The sequence below is a fragment of the Shewanella sp. 10N.261.52.F9 genome (assembly GCF_041471165.1).
GTDB classification, from domain to species: Bacteria; Pseudomonadota; Gammaproteobacteria; order Enterobacterales; family Shewanellaceae; genus Shewanella; species Shewanella marinintestina.
The window spans coordinates 1-20,348 of the sequence record NZ_JBFRNX010000008.1; the positions used below are offsets into that span (position 1 = coordinate 1).

Here is a 20,348-nt window from a genome sequence, read left to right on the forward strand (position 1 = left end):
CGCCTTAGACGCTTAGGTCGTTTGGCTGAGGAGGCGTATTCTACACTTCCTAGTGTCGGCGTCAAGCGCTTATTTTAAGAAGTTTTTCAAGCGATGATTCTTTATACAAGTCACATCAATCGAAGCTCTTAAAGCGATTGTCACCTGAGGTCAATTTCCGTAGAAGTTAATCTCTCTAACTCTGCTGCAAGTCCCATTCTATCTAGCCTAACGCTTGGTAGGTGGCCTGCTTCGCCGTGTCAGTGGGGTCGCATTATAGGGAGATTTTAAAAGAGCGCAAGCGCTTTTTTAAAGAAAATTAAGGTTTTTTCAATGTTTTTATTTAAGCACAACTTAATCACTAGTTACCCTCAGACTTATCCACAAAACTCACTTTTGACGTGGATTTTATAACCAATAAGGGCTTTACCTCTGTTCTGCAAAAGAACTTCGTACTATGCAACACATACTAGGCACCTTCTTAATAGCCATTCTATTCTTTCCTTCTGTGCTACTTATCCAATTATCCCTTGCTTATTTTCATTACTCACTGCGAGTCGCTATTATTTCGATACCTTATACAAGCAACAAAAAAGGGTGACTCAATGAGTCACCCTTTCTGTATACAACAGTACTTTTACTTACTAGCTTTAATCTAGCTTAGTTTACCGTGGCATTGCTTATACTTCTTACCTGAACCACAAGGGCATGGATCGTTGCGACCAACTTTCTCGCCATCACGTACAGTTGGTTGAGTAGCAGCTAGAGCTGCACTCTCTTCAGCACCAACGATAGCTTCAGCTTCTGCATGTTGGTAATCGCGACGGATCTTGGCATCTTCTTGACGACGACGTTCTTCCATCTCTTCAACATCTGATTGTGCCTGTACTTGTACTTTAGACAAAATACTGATCACATCATGCTTTAATGACTCAAGCATTTGCTGGAATAACTCGAATGATTCGCGCTTATACTCTTGCTTAGGATTCTTCTGTGCGTAACCACGTAAGTGAATACCTTGGCGTAAGTGATCCATTGCAGAAAGGTGTTCTTTCCATAAACCATCAAGCGTTTGTAGCATTACTGCTTTTTCGAATTGACGTAGTACTTGCTCGCCTACCATCTCTTCTTTAGCTTTGTAGGCGTTAACCCAAGTTTCAACGATACGCTCGCGTAATGTTTCTTCGTGCAAGTCATCTTCTTTATCTAACCACTCTTGGATAGGAAGGTTCATTGCGTACTCTTGTTGTAGACGCTTCTCTAGACCTTCAACATCCCAAAGCTCTTCTACTGACTGACGAGGAATGTATTGGTCAACTAAACCATTTACTACGTCTTCTTGAATGTTAGTAATGGTGTCTTGAATACTTTCAGCATCCATTAGCTCATTACGCTGTGCATAGACAACCTGACGCTGATCGTTAGCAACATCATCAAACTCAAGCAATTGCTTACGAATATCGAAGTTACGTGCTTCTACTTTACGCTGTGCGTTTTCAATAGCACGCGATACCCATGGATGCTCAATTGCTTCACCTTCTTCCATACCTAATTTCTTCATCATTGAAGAAACACGGTCTGAAGCGAAGATGCGCATTAAGCTATCTTCCATAGATAAGTAGAAACGAGATGAACCTGAGTCACCTTGACGTCCAGAACGACCACGTAGCTGGTTATCGATACGACGAGATTCATGACGTTCTGTACCTAAGATATGCAGGCCACCAGCGTCAACCACTTCATCGTGTCGAATTTTCCAGTCAGCTTTAATCTTAGCTTTCTGTTCATCAGTTGCATCAGCTAATGCTTCGATTTCCATGTTCCAGTTACCGCCTAACACGATATCTGTACCACGACCCGCCATGTTAGTAGCAACAGTTACCGCACCTGTACGACCAGCTTGCGCAACAATATCCGCTTCACGTTCGTGGAATTTAGCATTCAAGATCTCATGTGGGATCTTTTCTTTCTTTAATAAGCTGTGCAGTAGCTCTGATTGTTCAATCGAAACAGTACCAACCAATACTGGCTGGCCACGCTCACGACAACCGACGATATCTTTAACGATTGCGGCGTACTTTTCATCAGCTGTAAGATAAACAAGATCCGGATGGTCTTTACGAACCATTGGACGGTTTGTCGGAACAACAACCGTGTCTAAACCATAGATGTGTTGGAATTCGAACGCTTCAGTGTCAGCTGTACCCGTCATACCGGCAAGCTTTTGGTATTGGCGGAAGAAGTTCTGGAAAGTGATCGATGCTAATGTTTGGTTTTCATTTTGAATATGAACCCCTTCTTTAGCTTCTACCGCTTGATGTAAACCTTCAGACCAACGACGACCCGGCATAGTACGGCCAGTGTGCTCATCAACAATAACCACTTCGTTGTCTTGCACAATATAGTCGACGTCTTTTTCGAATAATGTATGTGCGCGCAGTGCCGCGTTCACATGGTGCAACAGAGATATGTTAGCTGCTGAGTAAAGTGAATCACCTTCGGCTAGCATGCCGCGCTCAGTCAATAAGACTTCAACTTTTTCTTGACCGCGCTCAGTCATATGAACTTGCTTTGACTTCTCATCAACTGAGTAATCACCTTCACCTACATACTCTTCAGTATCTTCTTTATCTTGAGCAATAAGGTTAGGGATTAGAGTGTTGATCTTGATGTATAGCTCTGAGCTATCTTCAGCCGCACCGGAAATAATAAGTGGCGTACGTGCTTCATCGATTAGAATCGAGTCAACTTCGTCGATTAGAGCGTAATGCAATGGACGTTGTACGCGCTCAGCTGGAGAGAACGCCATATTGTCACGTAGGTAGTCGAAACCGAATTCGTTGTTAGTACCGTAAGTAATATCGGCATCATAAGCCGCTTTCTTTTCTACTTGCCCAAGACCCGCAACGTTAATACCAACAGTTAAGCCTAGGAATTCAAAAAGAGGACGGTTATTTTCAGCATCACGACCCGCTAAGTAGTCATTCACGGTAATTACGTGAACACCTTTACCAGTTAAACCATTCAAATAAGCAGGCAGAGTTGCCGTTAAGGTTTTACCTTCACCAGTACGCATTTCTGCAATACGGTTACTGTCGAGGATCATGCCACCAATCATCTGCACATCAAAGTGACGCATTTCGAAAACACGTTTTGATGCTTCACGTACCGTAGCAAATGCTTCAGGTAATACGCCATCTAATGATTCACCACCGTCTAAACGCTCGCGGAAGTGGGCGGTTTTTGCTTTTAATTCTTCATCCGATAGTTTTTCGTACTCAGCTTCTAGTGCATTAATTTTATTAACCACTTTACCGAATGCTTTAAGTGTACGATCGTTGCGACTACCAAATACTTTTGTCAGTAATTTACCAAACATCTGAACCACTTCTATGTTGTTGGCCAAGTCCCTTTGAGAGCCTGAAAGCCTATTTTACGATTAACCTGCCTTGCGGTAGACATACTTTTGCGGATCGATCTGCTGTCCACCACGCAACACTTCATAGTGTACATGAGGCCCGGTTGAGCGCCCAGTACTTCCCATCACAGCGATTTTATCGCCTTTAGCGACCACGTCGCCCACATTTACTGACAAAGCTTTATTATGACCATAGCGTGTACTTAGACCATTTCCATGATCAATTTCAACTAAATTACCATAGCCAAACATCTTGTCCGCCCATGTAACCACACCACCTGCGGTAGCGATTACATCGACGCCCTCTTTTCCTGCAAAGTCGATACCTTTATGCATCGTTCTTTTGCCATTAAAAGGATCATTTCGTAAACCGTAGGGCGAGGATAACCAACCTTTTTGAATTGGTCGCCCAGATATATAACGTTCTTCATCTATATGGAGATTAGATGCTACTGTTTCAAGTAGTGAAAGCTGAACATTATTATTATCTATTCGAGACACCAACTCATCCATATCTGCGATAAGCTGGTCGAGTTCGATGTTAGTACCTAATTCACTGATACCGCCAACACCGACTTCAGAAGAGAAATCAAATTGATCTTCTAATTGATTATTGAGAGCAACTTGCTGACCCAAGGCTTCTATGCGCGTGAGTTTAGCTTGCATACGTGCAACGTGGGCAACCAACATCGAAAGCTGAGTTTCAGTCGCACTTTTAAGTGCAATTAACTCATCCTTTTGTTCTTCGCGAGCCATTCGCTCACTATCGACATTAGCTTGTTGCTGTGTAAGTTGCTTTGCATTGTGCTGATATAGACCTGTACCTGCTGCAATCAGCAGTATTGGTAATAGCAGCCAACGCTTTCCTGGTTGCCAGCGTGTGGCACCATTTCGACCTTGAATAAAAACTGTTACACTCATAGCCTAATTAAGCCATTTTATTATCATATGAAAAAGCCCCCTCAGGATCTCAGTCAGTTACTGCACCAGCAAGGCACTATGCCTAATCTGGCTGAAAAAGCAGAACTGTTATTACACTTAGATCACTACGTGAAACAAGTGCTAACTGGTCCAGTGACAGAGCAACTAAAGGTTGCCAATTTACGCCAAGGGATCTTGGTGATTGAAACAACCACGGCTGCTTGGGCGGCAAGAATTAACTTCCAAAAACCCAAAATACTACAATTGCTACAAGCCGAAACGCTACCCATGCTTACCGCAATCGAGGTTAAAGTCAACCCAAGCTTGTTAATGTATGAAACAAAATCCAAGCCTGCTCACAACCTAATTAGTGAAAACGCCGCCGCTCACATTGAAGCTTTAGCTGAACATACAGAGGGGACATTAGCGGTAAAACTAAAACGGCTGGCTGCATTGGCCAGCCGTTCAAGGCAATCTTAATTCGCGATTAAGCGAATACAGCACCGGCTGGTACTGAGAAGCTGACAGGTGCATCGGCTTCTTTTTCAAAACTCACGATTTCCCAAGCATCTTGCTGTGCAAGCATGGCGCGCACTAACTGGTTGTTAAGTGCATGCCCTGTTTTATATGCACAGAACTCACCAACTATGGCGTGTCCCGCGACATATAAATCACCAAAAGCATCAAGGATCTTGTGCTTAACGAACTCGTCCTCATAACGCAGGCCATCGGGGTTGAGGACGCGGTATTCGTCAAGTACAACAGCATTTTCCATGCTGCCGCCTAGTGCTAGATTATTGGCTCTTAGGTATTCGATATCTCGCATAAAACCGAAAGTTCTTGCGCGGCTGATATCTTTAACAAAAGCAGATGATGAAAAATCCATAACCATATGCTGTTGACTACGTGCGATCTCTGGGTGGTTAAAGTCAATTGCGAAATCAACTCGAAAGCCTTTAAATGGCTTTAACTCAGCCCACTTATCACCGTCTTCAACGCGAATAGGTTTTGTGATTTTGATATATTTTTTAGCTGCGCTTTGCTCTTGAATACCTACTGATTGCAGTAGGAATACAAAAGGACTCGCACTACCATCCATAATTGGAATTTCAGGCGCGTCAACTTCAATAACTGCGTTATCAATACCTAGTCCGGCTAGCGCTGCAAATAGATGCTCAATTGTTGAGATACGAACACCATCATCATTAACCAAAGCAGTACACATTGTTGTTTCACGTACTTGGTCGGCTACAGCTGGAATTTCCACTGCAGGCGACAAGTCAGTACGAACAAGTTTAATGCCGGTATTAACTGGTGCGGGTTTAATGATCAAAGTCACCTTGTTGCCGGAATGCAATCCAACACCAGTAGTCTTAACCATTTCTTTTACAGTTCTTTGAAAAATCATGTACTTACCCGTTTATCATCTCAACATAAAGAGCACTAACCACACACTTTTTGGCCGTGTGTAGGCTATGCTGGTCGGATATCTTAGCATATCTTTGCAAATTAACCAAAATTCACTCAGCTTTAAGACAACATTTAAGTATTGCCTTACACCTGTTAACTATCTATTAACACTTATATTAATCAGCTTGCTTACGCAAAAATGCTGGAATATCTAAGTAGTCTAGTTCGTTCTTCTTCTCGGTTACAGGTGTCGCCACTTGTGGTTGAGCTGCGGTAGCAGTGTTGCCGTGCGACATAGTTGGCGCAATTGCATCTTCAGCTGCAAAACTCTCAACACGAGGTTCTGCTGGAACGATTGGCTCAGGACGTGGAGCAGGCTTAGACACTAACTGGATATCAGGCTTTTTCTCAGCACCAATACCGGTAGCAACAACCGTTACACGTAGCTCATCAGACATTTCAGGATCAATGACCGCACCAACAACCACTGTTGCGTTGTCAGAAGCATAAGCCTTAACGTGGTTACCCACAGTCTCGAACTCTTCGATACTCATATCCATGCCAGCTGTAATGTTCACTAGAACACCACGAGCGCCTGCAAGATCGATATCCTCAAGTAGTGGACTTGCCACAGCAGCCTCAGCCGCTTCTTCAGCACGATCTTCACCACTGGCAACACCGGTGCCCATCATGGCATTACCCATTTCAGACATAACGGTTTTCACGTCGGCGAAATCGACGTTGATTAGACCAGGACGAGTAATTAGCTCTGCAATACCTTGAACAGCACCAAGCAGTACGTTGTTTGCTGCTGCAAAGGCATCTAATAAAGAGGTGCCACGACCAAGAACTTTAAGCAGTTTTTCGTTCGGAATCGTGATCAATGAGTCAACATGTTTAGCAAGCTGCTCGATACCTTGGTCCGCGTAAGTCATACGCTTTTTGCCTTCGAATGGGAAAGGCTTAGTGACTACTGCAACGGTAAGAATACCTTCTTCACGTGCAATCTCAGCAACAACAGGTGCAGCACCAGTACCTGTACCACCGCCCATACCTGCAGCGATAAAGATCATGTCTGAACCTTTAATCGCATTACGAATGCTTTCTTTATCTTCTTCAGCCGCTAGACGACCAATTTCAGGGTTTGCGCCAGCGCCCAAACCTTTGGTCACATCGCGACCTAATTGAATTGTGGTTGATGCAGCAGACTTACGCAGTGCTTGTGCGTCAGTATTTGTTGCTACAAACTCAACACCTTCGATGTTGTGTTTAACCATATGCTCGACAGCATTACCACCGCCGCCACCGACACCGATGACCTTAATCACCGCTTCGTCTGTATGACTATCCATGATCTCAAACATGGTCTTCTCTCCGTTATGCCTGCGTTATTAACTAAAACTCGCCTTTAAACCAACTTTGGACCCGATTCCAAAGACTGGTGACCCCTTGTCGCTCAGGACGTTCGAACTGACGTTCAATCACTCTGCGCGCACCATAGTGAAGCAACCCAACTCCGGTAGAGTAAATAGGTTGGTCCACATATTCATGTAAACCTTTAACTGGTAGCGGCTGTGCCATTCTTACTGGCATACCAAAGGTTGCCTCAGCGATGTCCACAGCACCTTCAATTGATGCTGTACCACCAGTAATGACAATACCCGCTGCCACTTGATCTTCTAGCCCGCTGTCATGCAGCTGCTTTAGGATTAATTCAAATAATTCTTGGTATCTTGGCTCAACGACTTCTGCCAATGTATGACGCGACATACTACGTGACGGACGACCGCCTACAGATGGCACCTCAATACTGTCTTCACGACTCACCATTGAACTGCGAGCACTCGCATGTTCAACTTTAATTTGTTCTGCATGTGACAAAGGCGTGCGGAATATCTTAGCTATGTCGTTAGTCACCTGATTGCCCGCAACTGGCACAACAGCACAATGACGCAGTGCACCATTGGTATAAACCGCGATATCTGTGGTGCCGCCACCGATGTCAACTAAACAAACACCTAAGTCTTTTTCATCATCAGTTAGTACTGAGTCTGCTGACGCGATTGCTGAAAACACTAAGTCATCAACTTTTAAACCGCAGCGCTCAACACTCTTAGTGATATTCTTCGCCATATCGTTAGCACAAGTGACGATATGGACTTTCGCTTCCATACGCATACCTGACATACCAATAGGGCTCTTAATGCCGTCTTGTACATCAATGGCGTACTCTTGCGGTAACACATGCAGAATACGGCGCTCTGTCGGTATTTTTACCGAGCGTGCGGTATGAATAACGTTATCAACGTCTTCTTGTGTCACTTCTTCATCATTAATCGATACCATGCCATTTTCATTTTGGCATTCGATATGTTTACCCGAAATGCTCAGGTATACAGATGAGACTTGGCAATCAGCCATTAGTTCTGCTTGGTCTAATGCTCTTTGCACACTACGAACGATAGAGTCGAGGTCGTTAACGCCCCCTTTGTCCATCCCTCTTGAGGGGTGGTTACCCAGGCCGACAATACTGATCTCACCGTCAGGCAATACTTCACCAATGATCACAGCGACTTTTGACGTCCCTATGTCCAATCCCACAATCAGATTTCTATCTAGATTCTTGGTCATTAATTAACGGCTCTCTTTTGTGCATCATCCCAACCTACGGCCAAACCTGTGTCGTAGCGCAAATCCACGATAGCTACCTGTTTATCTTGCTTTGCAAGTTGCGGGTAGACGTGAATAAATCTTTGTATCCTTGCCATCTTGTCTTCTCGGCCAAGCTCCAGCTTAATGCCATTATTGAGCTCAGCATGCCAAGCATGTCTAGGGCTTAAACTTAAGCTTTGTAAGTTAAAGCCATTAATTCTTAAAAGTTCGCCTAACTGTTGGTAAGTAGTTAGCACCGACTTACCTTGCTCTTCAGGTCCCGTCAAGAAAGGTAAGTTAGGTATACCTTCTTTCATTGGGGCATCAAACACTTCGCCATAAATATTGAGCCAAGCATCACCATTCCAATGTGCAACTGGCTTTTGTTCAACCAAATAGATTTTTAATTTGGCTGGCCACTCACGACGTACTGAAGCTTGATAAACCCAAGGTAGTGCTTCTAGGGCATCTTGCACTTGGTTTACATCCGCAGAAAAAAAGCTTCGTTGCATCAAATCTTGTAATGCAAGTTGGATCTCTTCATCTTCGGTGTAAATCCTTTCACCCTTTACCGCAACAGCTTCAATAGGCAGCGCATCTGCGTCATTTAGCAAGGTGTCTAGCTTCATTGCAGCCATACCGAAACCTATCAGTACACATAGCAAAAACACCAAGCCGAAGCACAAATACCAATCGGCTTCTAATAGCAAAACTCGAACACGCTGACCTTTCTTGCGCCAAGACACCTTTAGGCTTCCTTTTGCAACCGTAAACTCAGAAAATCGGCCATTATATAGCCCTTATTCCAAGCGTCAAAATTTGATGGATAAATTAAGCTATATCGCTCTAAATTACACATTTTTTTCGTCAATCACGGTATTGAACCCTAGATTTGACTCCGCCAAGGTACGCGAAACAACACCGATATTTCCTGCGCCTTGAGTCAGCAACAAATCGCCGCCTTGTAAAATCTCAGGTAAAAGTGTTTCAAGTTGCTCGCTGCTAGCAACAAACACCGGCTCAACTTGACCACGAACTCGAATCGAGCGGCATAATGCTCGGCTATCAGCGCCAGGAATTGGTGCTTCGCCTGCCGAATAAACATCTAGCATTAGTAGGCAGTCAACTTGTGATAGAACTTCAACAAAATCTTCATACAAGTCACGAGTTCGGCTATAGCGATGTGGCTGGTATATCATGACTAAGCGACGTTCAGGCCAGCCTAGTCTCGCAGCTTTAATCGTGGCAGCAACTTCGCTCGGGTGATGACCATAGTCATCAACTAGCTTAATTTCGCCTTTAGATGTGTTGAACTCACCAATCTGTTGGAAACGGCGACCAATGCCTTGGAACTCCGCTAACGCCTTAATAATCGCTTCATCTGCGATTTCATCTTCAGTCGCCACTGCAATAGCAGCCAATGAATTAAGTACGTTATGTTCGCCCGGTAAATTAACCGACAACTGCAAGTCATCCATACCCGCACGGCGAACCGTAAATTCACAGCTGTAACCTGTTTGCTTAAAGCTTACTGCTCGTACATCTGCATCTTCACTAAATCCGTAAGTCACTACTTTGCGACTTATACGTGGAATAAGCTCACGTACAATTGGATCATCGATACAAACAACTGCTACACCATAGAAAGGCAGATTATGTAAGAAGTCGACAAACGTCGTTTTTAGCTTCTCTAAGTCGCCTTCATAAGTATCCATATGATCGGCTTCAATATTGGTCACCACACTAACCATAGGCTGCAAATGCAAGAAGCTCGCATCACTCTCATCCGCCTCGGCGATAAGGTAACGGCTATGGCCTAAACGAGCATTGGTACCTGCACTGTTAAGCAAGCCACCAATAACAAATGTTGGATCGCGCTCAGCTTCACCATAAACACTAGCGATTAAGCTGGTTGTAGTGGTCTTGCCGTGTGTGCCCGCTACAGCAACGCCATGACGATAACGCATTAACTCTGCCAGCATCTCGGCGCGGCGCACTACAGGAATACGTAATTCTTTAGCGGCAACCAATTCTGGGTTATCTGCACTAATTGCTGTAGAGACAACAACCACATCAACATCTTTGACCTGGCTTGCATCATGGCCAAGGTAAATTGTTGCGCCTAACTGTTCTAGTCGTTCAGTTACTGGGCTTGCCGCAATGTCTGAACCACTTAACTTGTAACCTTCGTTCACAAGGACTTCTGCGATGCCGCCCATACCAGCGCCACCGATGCCAACAAAATAAATATGTTTAACCCTACGCATTTCAGGGATCATCGATCTTAGCTGTGAATGCTTTTCTGCTTTGTTACTCATTTCAACCCTTCTCAGCTAATCGAATACAGACGTTAGCCACTCTTTGTGTGGCGTCTAATATCGCTACGTCTCGGGCACGTTGCCCCATATTGCATAATTCTTGTTTGTCCGATGCCAACATAGACAACTTAGTCATTAACTTGCTGGTATCGACAATTGGCTGTGGCAATAAGAAAGCTGCCCCAGCATTAACCAGTACTTTAGCGTTCTTAGTTTGATGATCGTCAACAGCATGTGGGTAAGGCACCAATAGGCTTGGTAAGCCAACAGCTGCAAGCTCTGAAACCGTCAATGCACCTGAACGACAAACCACCACATCAGCCCAACGATAAGCAGCTTCCATATCATCAATAAACTCAGCAACACTGACGCTGCCATCTTGACCTAAACGCTGGTATTCAGCTTTAACTGAACTTAGATTATCGCGACCAACTTGATGCCATACAGTCATAGAGTGAGTCTTACTCACACCTTCTAATACACTTGGCATAACATCATTAAAAATCTTGGCGCCTAAACTTCCGCCAACAACGAGCACTTTAAGTGAGTCATCATCACAACAAGCCTCCCGCTTATCACCTAGAGCAATCAGCTCTTTGCGGATAGGATTGCCAACTGTTTGCGCTTTAACATCAGTAAAGGTACCTTCAAAGGCACACAAGACTTCTGATGCAATGCGTGACAACAGTTTATTCGTCATTCCAGGAATGGCATTTTGTTCGTGCAATATTAATGGAATACCGCACAACTTGGCTGCTACGCCACCAGGCCCACTAGCAAATCCGCCCATTCCCATCACCACATCAGGCTTAAAGCTTTTAATCACTGCCCGCGCCTGCATGACCGAACGTAAAATCTTAAATGGCGCGGCCAATTTGCGCATCAAGCCATTACCACGTACACCTTTGATATCAATAAAGTCGATATCAAAGCCATGTTGTGGGACTAATCTCGCTTCCATTCGCTCAGCGGTACCTAACCAGCGTACTTTCCATCCTTGCTGGCTTAAATATTTAGCTACGGCTAACGCAGGAAATACATGACCACCAGTTCCACCGGCCATGATTAAAATGCGCTTTTCTTCAGCTTGGTCAGTCATTAATTTACTCATTGTTTGTTTGCCCTGCCTTCTACGGCCTGAACAACACTTAATCTTCTTTCATAATCGATACGGATAAGTAGCATCACTGCTGCCGTCATTACCCATAAACTACTGCCGCCATAACTAATAAAAGGCAGTGTTAAACCTTTAGTCGGCAACATACCGATACTTGCACCGACGTTAACCACGGTCTGAAAACAGATCCAAATACCAATGCCGTAGGCAAGGTAACCTTCAAAGGCACGATCGAGTGCTAAACACATGTTGCCAAGCTTTATTGCCCTCAGTGCAACAAATAACAGTACCGCTAATACTGCGATAATTCCGATAAAACCAAGCTCTTCACCAATCACAGCAAAGATAAAGTCGGTATGTGCCTCGGGCAAATATTCTAACTTCTGGATACTGTTGCCTAAGCCTTGGCCAAACCAATCACCACGACCATAAGCCATTAACGATTGGGTAAGCTGATAACCACTACCAAATGGGTCTTGCCAAGGGTCAAGAAATGACGTCACTCGGCGCATTCGATAAGGCTCCAATAACACCAAGGCGACAAACGCTAAAATGCCTGCCAGTATCAGTGCAAAGAAATCAAATAAGCGCGCCCCTGCTAAAAATAACAAACCAACTGTGCCAACAAACAGCACCACAACGGTACCTAAGTCAGGCTGCATCAAAATTAAAATTGCGTAAGCTGCAAATACTGCAATCGGCTTATAAAACCCTTTAGCATTTTCTCTAATCTCTTGATGTCGGCGAACTAAATACCCTGCCATATAAATCGCAAAAGCAAACTTTGCAATCTCAGCAACCTGAATACGAATAGGCCCTATAGACAACCAACGCGTAGCACCATTTACCGTTGTACCAACAAGAAGCACGGCAAATAACATCAAGCCGACAACAAGCAATAATAAGGGGCTAAAGCGCTGCCAATATTGCATCTCTATCTGCAATACCACCACCGCAATAATCACGCATCCAACCAGGTATGCACCATGGCGCCATACAAAGTGAAACGGGTTGCCTGTTAATGTCTGTGCTTCTGGCATCGAAGCAGACATCACCATAACAAAGCCAAAACTAATCAGAGCTAATACTGCAAAGAGCAATGATCTGTCGTACAGCAACTGGCTCGGCGTTAAGCTATCGCTAAATAGATTCGGCATTGACCATTTAAAATGCTCGCCAAAAAAACTCGATAACTTCGCTTTAGTTATCATCTAACGCTTCAACCAAGCCACGAAATTCATCTCCGCGCGCCATATAGTTAGGGTACATATCTAAACTTGCACAAGCTGGCGACAAGATAACGATATCACCAGCAGTAGCGACTTCATGCGCTGCAGCTACGGCTTCCGCCATAGTTGCAACCCTAATAGCATCCGGTTTTAGCGCTGCAATTTTGTCACCGTCACGACCCAAAGTAATTAATTGGCTGACTTTAGCTAGTACAGGTTCGAGACTGGTTAAATCAGCCCCTTTGCTATCGCCACCAGCAATAAGAATTAACTCACCTAAGTGGTCAGTTAATCCATCAATAGCGGCAACGGTTGCACCAACGTTAGTCGCTTTAGAGTCGTTGATATAAGTAACTCCAGCGATATCTGCAACGGTCTCACAACGGTGAGCTAAACCGTTAAACGTTTTGGCGATCTGTACTTGAAATTCACGCTTGATACCCACTGCAGTGGTTAATGCCATAGCAGCTAAAACATTGGCATGATTGTGACTGCCGACAAGCGCTACATCACTAACAGCCATGATAGGACTGTCACCCTGTACTAGCATCCCTGATGAAATACCCCATGCATCAACTTCAGGCATATCTAGACCAAAACTATTCTGGTTCGCAGGGTTATTAGGAACTGTAAGTAAGTCTTCGCGGTTAAACAGCACCATCTTGGTCTGATCATATAGCTTTAACTTTGCTTGGCGGTAAGACTCCAAATCGCTATAGCGATCCATGTGATCTTCACTGATATTCAAACAAGTCGCTACGGTGCAGCGCAAGCTGTGAGTTGTCTCTAATTGAAAGCTTGATAGCTCAAGAATGTATAGGTCTTTTGGCGCTAAAAGTAAGTCCAGTGCTGGTACACCAATATTACCGCCAACAGCATAAGAGCAACCACTAGCTTGAGCAATTTCACCAACCAAAGTTGTCACTGTTGTCTTGCCATTTGAGCCTGTAATACCAATGACTTTGGCATCAGTTTTACTCACTTCTCTAGCAAACAGCTCAACATCGCCAATCACCTCAATCCCCATATCAAATGCAACTCTCACCTCGGGAGTTTCACATGCGATACCAGGGCTAATCACAATCTGCTGCGCTTGCACTAAATAGCGGCAATCAAAACCACCAGCAATTAATTCAACCTGCGGAAATTCGCTCGCTAACGTATCAGCTCCAGGAGGTTGAACACGGCTGTCCATCACAAGAGGGGTAATGCCTTGCGCACACAGGTAACGCACAACAGACAGACCTGTTGCACCTAAACCTAAAACTATGTGTGTATATTGCTGCGCCATATCAGACCTATCTCAATCTAAGTTATTTTACTTATATCAATTATCTAAGTTTCAGTGTCGCTAGGCCTAACAGCACTAGGAACAATGAAATAATCCAAAAACGTACAATCACTCGTGGCTCAGGCCAGCCCTTCAACTCATAATGGTGATGAATAGGTGCCATGCGGAAAATCCGCTGACCACGTAACTTGTATGAGCCGACTTGCAGGATTACAGAAACCGTTTCCATTACAAATACGCCGCCCATAATCACCAGTAAAATCTCTTGGCGAACCAATACAGCAATTGCACCTAATGCGGCGCCAAGAGCTAATGAGCCGACATCGCCCATAAAAACTTGTGCTGGATAGGTGTTAAACCATAAGAAGCCAAGACCCGCACCAACAATTGCGGTACAAACAATCACTAACTCACCTGCACCAGGCAAATAAGGTAGGTGTAAATAATTAGCAAACTGCACGTGACCAGAAAGATAAGCGATGAGTGCAAAGGCTGCTGCGACCATCACGGTTGGCATAATCGCCAAACCATCTAAGCCGTCAGTTAAGTTAACCGCGTTGCTTGAACCTACAATAGTGAAGTAAACCAATACGATAAAGAAACCACCAAGTTGCGGCATAATATCTTTAAAGAAAGGTACTACAAGTTGGGTTTCACCTGGGCTTGCCGCAGATGCATACAGGTATACAGCTATGGTCAATGCGGCCGCTGATTGCCAAAAGTATTTCCAGCGAGCAATCAAACCTTTAGTGTCTTTGCGAACTACTTTACGGTAATCATCAATAAAGCCGATCAAGCCAAAACTACCTAAAACAAATAGCACGACCCATACATAACGACTGCCTAGGTCACCCCACAGCAATACACTGATAAATACACCTGCAAGGATCAGCAAACCGCCCATAGTCGGCGTACCACGCTTACTAAAGTGTGACTCAGGACCATCATTACGTACCACCTGGCCAATTTGCATTAACTGCAAACGCTCAATCATCTTTGGTCCTAACCAAAGACTTAACACCATAGCGGTCATCAAGCCTAAAATAGCTCGAAATGTGACATACGAAAATACGTTAAACCCACTGTAAAATTGGGTTAAATACTCAGCCAGGTAAACCAGCATTAAACAAACTCCCCGCGACCAAAGGCCATTGTTAAAGCTTCAACTACACGTTCCATTCTTGCACTGCGAGAACCTTTCACTAACACAGTGACTTCAGCAGGCAATTCATTGATATATTGAATTAGGCCTGCAACCAAATTCTCTATATCTTGGTAATGTTTGGAACCAAAAGCATGACTAGCACCCGCGCTTAGCGTGCCAACACAAAATAACGAATTAACGCCCTTTGCCTTAGCTAATTCACCAAGCTCACGATGCAAAAGGGCGGCATTGTCGCCTAATTCCCCTAAATCGCCCAGTACTAAACAGCGATTTCCTTTAATTTCTTGAAGCCAGTCAATTGCTGCGCCAACAGAAGCAGGGTTCGCGTTATAACTATCGTCAACCACAGTGACTCGACCAAGCTGGCTCGGCAACATACGCCCTTTTACAGGTTTAAGCTGACTAAGTCCTTGGCATATTTCAGCTAAAGATAAATTCAATGCTAAGCACATGCTTGTTGCTGCTAACGCATTTGACACCTGATGACGCCCAGCCAACGGCAACTCCACTCGATGCACTTCTGCACCATAGCAAAGGCTAAAGGCATATCGCCCATAGGCATCAGCAATTAAATCTGTAGCAAAAATATCGAGATCTCTCGATGCTTCATTTTTAATACCAAAACATAACTGCTTAACGTGACTAGAGGCCTGAAGCATTACATCAGCAAATGCATCATCAGCATTAATTACGGCTGTGCCACCGATGCTAATATGGTTAAAAATCTCCGATTTAGCTTTGGCTACGCCCTCTAAAGAACCAAAACCCTCAAGGTGGGCTGACGCTACGTTATTCACCATGGCAACGCTTGGCTTAACTAAGCTTGAGGTGTAATCGATCTCACCCGCGTGATTGGCACCTAATTCAAAGACACCAAATTCATCGCCCGCTTGCAGTCTTAACAAGGTTAACGGCACGCCAATTTCATTATTAAAATTACCCGCGGTGTAAAGCACCTGATGATGCTGAGACAAGATGGTTGCAATCATCTCTTTAACGCTGGTTTTACCGTTTGAACCTGTTAAGGCTATACAAGTAGGAGCTATTTGCTCACGCACATAAGCACCTATTTCACCCATCGCCTTTTGGCTGTTTTCAACAACCAATTGCGTCGCAATTATTGGTAATTCACGTTCAACCAGTAATGCATTAGCGCCAGCATCAACCGCAGCTTGAGCGAAACAATGGCCATCAAATTTTTCGCCTTTTATCGCCACAAACAGGGTCTGACTATTAACGGCTCGGCTATCGCTCGAAACGCTATCGATTTGTAGGTCATTGCCAATCAACTGACCATTTATTCGCTTTGCTAGCTCAGCCAAAGATACGCTAATCATAGGGCACCTTCAGCAATAGCCTTAGTAAAGGCTCTTTCGTCATAATTCAATTTTTCACCATTAACTTCTTGATAAGTCTCGTGGCCCTTACCGGCCAACAGCACCATGTCTCCCGCTCTGGCCTGTGCAACTATCTCTTTAATTGCGAGCTGACGGTCTATTTGAGTTAATGCCTGCTGTGGGTAAGTTAATCCCGCTAGAATGTCATTTATAATGGCTTGTGGATCTTCAGTGCGGCAATTGTCGCTAGTCACCATGACTTTATCGGCAAATTGTTCAGCACTTGCCGCCATCATAGGTCGCTTACCTTTATCTCTATCGCCACCACAGCCAAACAGACACCAAAGCGTGCCATTGCAATGCACGCGTAGCGCTTTTAACGCTTGCTCAATTGCATCTGGCGTATGTGCATAGTCCACAACTAAGGTAACGTCATTAGCAGTAGTAAAGCGTTCCATCCGTCCAGCAACAGGCTCTAATTGCTTCGCTAAAGCCACCAATGCTGGCATATCTTCACCGAGTAAATAAAGCGCCCCAAGTGCCGCAACTAAATTAGCTAGGTTAAAGTCTCCCAATAACGGCGACTCCAGCTGCGCTTCACCTTGCGGCCACACTAGAGTGCAAGACACGCCGGCATCATGGAAATGACACTCTTTAGTATAAATATCCGCGCTTAAATCACCTTTAACGCTGTAAGCTAATAACTTGTTTGACGCCAGCTCATTCAACCATTCACGCCCAACGGCATCATCACAATTAATAAGACCTGCACGTAAGCTAGTAAATTGAAATAAACGCTTTTTAGCAGCGCCGTAAGCCTCCATCGTATGATGGTAATCGAGGTGGTCACGGCTTAAGTTGGTAAACACGCCAACATCAAACGGCACTGCCTCTACACGGCCTTGTACTAAACCATGACTAGAGACTTCCATCGCGCAGGTTTGTGCACCTGCTCGTTCAAATTCTTGTAGTTGTTTAACAAGAGTCACTGGATCAGCAGTAGTATTGCCACTGTCGACAAGCTCGCCCCATAGACCATTGCCTAATGTGCCCATTACTGCAGTTTGTTTACCCTGCAACAACTGTAATTGTGCTACCAGTTGAGTGACAGAAGTTTTACCGTTAGTACCGGTTACGCCTATGATTTGGGGTCGTGATGCAGTTAACGGATAAGCTTGCGCGGCCAAAGCTGAGATCTGACGATTTAATTGGAAAAACAAAACCTGTAAGCCAGCTTCATTAGTGACTTTACCGTGTTCATCTGGCAAGTCCGTATGGACTAAAGCTGCTACAGCGCCGCGCTCAAATGCGGCGGCTATAAATTTACGGCCATCAGCCTGATAACCAGGGATAGCAACAAACAGATCCCCCACTTGCACAGCTCGGCTGTCCAGCGTAAGTTCTTGGAAGCTTTCAGCTCCCGAATAATGAAACCATGGCGCCAATAAATCACGTATTAGCATCATTCTACACTCCTAGAATTTGCAGCTAAGCGGACTTTTTCACGGTTTGAAATAGGCTCAACATTTAGCATCTGCAAGGCACCAGACATAACGGCAGCAAAAACAGGTGCGGCAATATCACCACCATAGTAACGATCACCCTTTGGCTCGTTAACGACCACAGCAATTGCTAGCTTTGGATTATGCACTGGTGCTACGCCGGCAAATAGCGCAACGTAGTCTTCACCATAGCCACCAGCAACAGCTTTACGTGCTGTACCTGTCTTACCCGCTACGGGATAACCTTCAATATGTGCCTTTAATGCAGTGCCGCCTTTTTCAGTTACTCCCACCAGCATTTCCATGACGTTCTGCGCCACTTCAGGTGAAAGTACTTGCGTCCCTTCAGGCTCTTGCTTGAGCTTTAAAATCGAAACCGGATAAAGAACGCCTTTGTTACCTAAAATTGAATACATTCTGGCTAACTGTAATGGCGTTGCCATTAAGCCATAACCAAAGGAAAGTGTGGCCCGCTCAAACTCAGACCAGCGGCGACGGTCGTGAATTAGACCTGCACTTTCGCCTTCTAAATTGATACCGGAATAGTTACCCAACCCCATGGTTTGGTATGCGCCAAGTAGCTCTTGAACTGGCATAGACAAAGCTATCTTAGTCATACCTACGTTACTTGAGTGCACCAAAATACCGCTAAGCGATAAGTCGCCATAGTTACGACCATCACGGACAATCTTGCCACCAATACGCATACGGCCAGGGTGAGTTTTAATAATCTCGTCAGCTTTGATGGTGCCAGCTTCTAGTGCTGCAGCAACCACGAATGGTTTAATCGTAGAACCGGGCTCGTAAGAGTCTGTCAATGCACGATTACGCATACGATAACTTTGCAGATTCTCACGGGAGTTGGGATTGTAAGATGGCGTATTTGCCATCGCTAAGACTTCGCCAGTGTGTACATCAAGCACCACAATAGAACCTGATGTCGCTTGGTTAACTTCTGTCGCCTTTTTCAGCTCACGATAAGCGAGCTGTTGAATACGTTGGTCGATACTAAGTACTAAATCATTTGGGCTTTCACCCTCTTGCACCATATCGAGACGCTCAACCACGTGCCCGTCTCGAGATTTACGCACTTTTTGCTTACTCGGTGTACCGGTTAACCAGTCGTTATAGGTATTCTCAATGCCCTCAATACCTTTATCATCGATATTAGTAATCCCCACTAACTGCGCAGAAATCTCACCCGTAGGGTAATAACGGCGCGACTCAGGTTTAAGATAAACACCTGGCAGTTTTAACTGACGGATATAATCGGCAACGGCCGGAGTAACCTGACGCTTAAGGTAAGTAAATCGTTTACGAGGGTTAGATTGAACACGCTTTAGAATATCTTCTTTAGGTTCATGCAACACATCAGCTAGCGCTTGCCAGCGACGCATATCCGCAAAACCGTTTTTATCGTGTACGACTTTAGGGTCTGCATACACAGCTTTTACCGGTACGCTCACCGCGAGCATCTCTCCATTACGATCGGTGATCAGGCCGCGCTGCACTTCACGACTGGTAGTACGTAATGTACGCATATCACTTTCGTGACGAAGCTTTTCAGGCTCGATGATTTGAATATAAGCCGCACGACCAATAAGACTGGTAAACATCAGGCAAACAAACGCCACAACAACGTAAAGACGCCATTGGATTAACTGCGGTTTTTGTTTGCGTTTTGCCTGTTTACTCATGGCACTCTCACCACAACTTCGTCTTTGGGTAGCGGTCGATTCATATTCAGCTCTTTAGTCGCTATCCGGGTTATACGGCTATGCTCTGAACGTGACTGCTCCTCTAACAACAGGTTACGCCACTCAATATCAAGCCGGTCTCGTTCTTGTAATAACTGGTCCCACTGACTGGTATACTTACGCCCTTCATGGCTGGTGTACACCACCGCAATTGCATTCAACATCACTAGCAACGCTAAAATCATTACCCACTTGTGATGCCAAAGATCTAGCAACACGATGCGAGTTAAATTCAATTGCGATTTATTCACT

The 20,348-nt window shown here is 44.7% G+C and carries 16 protein-coding genes; 1 reads left to right on the forward strand and 15 read right to left on the reverse strand.

The window, feature by feature from the left end:
• Window positions 1–634 precede the first annotated feature (634 nt).
• Together secA and AB4298_RS05810 are read right to left on the reverse strand one after the other, a co-directional pair.
• A complete protein-coding gene (gene secA, locus AB4298_RS05805) occupies window positions 635–3,358 on the reverse strand; it encodes a preprotein translocase subunit SecA (RefSeq protein ID WP_248999883.1) in 2,724 nt (907 codons plus the stop codon).
• A 60-nt stretch (window positions 3,359–3,418) separates the two neighbouring features.
• Window positions 3,419–4,318: a M23 family metallopeptidase gene (locus AB4298_RS05810; RefSeq protein ID WP_248999884.1), complete on the reverse strand. Its 900-nt coding sequence runs from the start codon at window positions 4,316–4,318 to the stop codon at window positions 3,419–3,421.
• Between the two features lie 27 nt (window positions 4,319–4,345).
• Between AB4298_RS05810 and AB4298_RS05815 the strand changes: the two genes are divergently transcribed.
• A complete protein-coding gene (locus tag AB4298_RS05815) occupies window positions 4,346–4,798 on the forward strand; it encodes a DUF721 domain-containing protein (RefSeq protein WP_248999885.1) in 453 nt (150 codons plus the stop codon).
• 7 nt (window positions 4,799–4,805) lie between these two features.
• Here AB4298_RS05815 and lpxC read toward each other — a convergent pair whose 3' ends face one another.
• From lpxC to ftsL, 13 genes are all read right to left on the reverse strand, one after another.
• Window positions 4,806–5,726, reverse strand: coding sequence for a UDP-3-O-acyl-N-acetylglucosamine deacetylase (gene lpxC / locus AB4298_RS05820; protein ID WP_248999886.1), 921 nt, complete (start codon window positions 5,724–5,726; stop codon window positions 4,806–4,808).
• 178 nt (window positions 5,727–5,904) lie between these two features.
• On the reverse strand, window positions 5,905–7,092 hold the full coding sequence (gene ftsZ / locus AB4298_RS05825) for a cell division protein FtsZ (RefSeq protein ID WP_248999887.1): 1,188 nt from the start codon (window positions 7,090–7,092) through the stop codon (window positions 5,905–5,907).
• A 31-nt stretch (window positions 7,093–7,123) separates the two neighbouring features.
• Window positions 7,124–8,359, reverse strand: a complete 1,236-nt coding sequence (gene ftsA / locus AB4298_RS05830) for a cell division protein FtsA (RefSeq protein ID WP_248999888.1) — start codon at window positions 8,357–8,359, stop codon at window positions 7,124–7,126.
• The gene (locus AB4298_RS05835) at window positions 8,359–9,126 is read right to left on the reverse strand and encodes a cell division protein FtsQ/DivIB (protein WP_248999889.1); all 768 of its coding nucleotides are present in this window, start codon (window positions 9,124–9,126) and stop codon (window positions 8,359–8,361) included. The genes ftsA and AB4298_RS05835 overlap by 1 nt, the downstream gene beginning before the upstream one ends.
• 105 nt (window positions 9,127–9,231) lie before the next feature.
• A complete protein-coding gene (murC, locus tag AB4298_RS05840; protein WP_248999890.1) occupies window positions 9,232–10,698 on the reverse strand; it encodes a UDP-N-acetylmuramate--L-alanine ligase in 1,467 nt (488 codons plus the stop codon).
• 1 nt (window position 10,699) lies between these two features.
• Complete coding sequence (murG, locus tag AB4298_RS05845) at window positions 10,700–11,797, reverse strand: undecaprenyldiphospho-muramoylpentapeptide beta-N-acetylglucosaminyltransferase (RefSeq protein ID WP_371986152.1); 1,098 nt, start codon at window positions 11,795–11,797, stop codon at window positions 10,700–10,702.
• A gap of 8 nt (window positions 11,798–11,805) precedes the next feature.
• On the reverse strand, window positions 11,806–13,026 hold the full coding sequence (gene ftsW / locus AB4298_RS05850; protein WP_371986011.1) for a cell division protein FtsW: 1,221 nt from the start codon (window positions 13,024–13,026) through the stop codon (window positions 11,806–11,808).
• Entirely contained in the window at window positions 13,016–14,335 is a 1,320-nt protein-coding gene (gene murD, locus AB4298_RS05855; RefSeq protein WP_371986012.1) for a UDP-N-acetylmuramoyl-L-alanine--D-glutamate ligase, read from the reverse strand. The genes ftsW and murD overlap by 11 nt, the downstream gene beginning before the upstream one ends.
• A gap of 40 nt (window positions 14,336–14,375) precedes the next feature.
• Window positions 14,376–15,458: a phospho-N-acetylmuramoyl-pentapeptide-transferase gene (gene mraY, locus AB4298_RS05860; protein WP_371986013.1), complete on the reverse strand. Its 1,083-nt coding sequence runs from the start codon at window positions 15,456–15,458 to the stop codon at window positions 14,376–14,378.
• Window positions 15,458–16,837, reverse strand: a complete 1,380-nt coding sequence (locus AB4298_RS05865; RefSeq protein ID WP_371986014.1) for a UDP-N-acetylmuramoyl-tripeptide--D-alanyl-D-alanine ligase — start codon at window positions 16,835–16,837, stop codon at window positions 15,458–15,460. Before AB4298_RS05865 ends, mraY begins: the two co-directional genes overlap by 1 nt.
• Complete coding sequence (gene murE, locus AB4298_RS05870) at window positions 16,834–18,303, reverse strand: UDP-N-acetylmuramoyl-L-alanyl-D-glutamate--2,6-diaminopimelate ligase (protein WP_248999894.1); 1,470 nt, start codon at window positions 18,301–18,303, stop codon at window positions 16,834–16,836. The genes AB4298_RS05865 and murE overlap by 4 nt, the downstream gene beginning before the upstream one ends.
• Window positions 18,300–20,036: a peptidoglycan D,D-transpeptidase FtsI family protein gene (locus AB4298_RS05875; protein ID WP_248999895.1), complete on the reverse strand. Its 1,737-nt coding sequence runs from the start codon at window positions 20,034–20,036 to the stop codon at window positions 18,300–18,302. The genes murE and AB4298_RS05875 overlap by 4 nt, the downstream gene beginning before the upstream one ends.
• Window positions 20,033–20,347, reverse strand: a complete 315-nt coding sequence (ftsL, locus tag AB4298_RS05880) for a cell division protein FtsL (RefSeq protein WP_248999896.1) — start codon at window positions 20,345–20,347, stop codon at window positions 20,033–20,035. Before ftsL ends, AB4298_RS05875 begins: the two co-directional genes overlap by 4 nt.
• Window position 20,348: the final 1 nt, after the last annotated feature.

Coding starts and splice junctions, on each gene's coding strand:
- secA (WP_248999883.1), bottom strand. CDS start 3,358: ATGTTTGGTAAATTACTGACAAAAGTATTTGGTAGTCGCAACGATCGT.
- AB4298_RS05810 (WP_248999884.1), bottom strand. CDS start 4,318: ATGAGTGTAACAGTTTTTATTCAAGGTCGAAATGGTGCCACACGCTGG.
- AB4298_RS05815 (WP_248999885.1), top strand. CDS start 4,346: ATGAAAAAGCCCCCTCAGGATCTCAGTCAGTTACTGCACCAGCAAGGC.
- lpxC (WP_248999886.1), bottom strand. CDS start 5,726: ATGATTTTTCAAAGAACTGTAAAAGAAATGGTTAAGACTACTGGTGTT.
- ftsZ (WP_248999887.1), bottom strand. CDS start 7,092: ATGTTTGAGATCATGGATAGTCATACAGACGAAGCGGTGATTAAGGTC.
- ftsA (WP_248999888.1), bottom strand. CDS start 8,359: ATGACCAAGAATCTAGATAGAAATCTGATTGTGGGATTGGACATAGGG.
- murC (WP_248999890.1), bottom strand. CDS start 10,698: ATGAGTAACAAAGCAGAAAAGCATTCACAGCTAAGATCGATGATCCCT.
- murG (WP_371986152.1), bottom strand. CDS start 11,797: ATGACTGACCAAGCTGAAGAAAAGCGCATTTTAATCATGGCCGGTGGA.
- ftsW (WP_371986011.1), bottom strand. CDS start 13,026: ATGATAACTAAAGCGAAGTTATCGAGTTTTTTTGGCGAGCATTTTAAA.
- murD (WP_371986012.1), bottom strand. CDS start 14,335: ATGGCGCAGCAATATACACACATAGTTTTAGGTTTAGGTGCAACAGGT.
- mraY (WP_371986013.1), bottom strand. CDS start 15,458: ATGCTGGTTTACCTGGCTGAGTATTTAACCCAATTTTACAGTGGGTTT.
- AB4298_RS05865 (WP_371986014.1), bottom strand. CDS start 16,837: ATGATTAGCGTATCTTTGGCTGAGCTAGCAAAGCGAATAAATGGTCAG.
- murE (WP_248999894.1), bottom strand. CDS start 18,303: ATGATGCTAATACGTGATTTATTGGCGCCATGGTTTCATTATTCGGGA.
- AB4298_RS05875 (WP_248999895.1), bottom strand. CDS start 20,036: ATGAGTAAACAGGCAAAACGCAAACAAAAACCGCAGTTAATCCAATGG.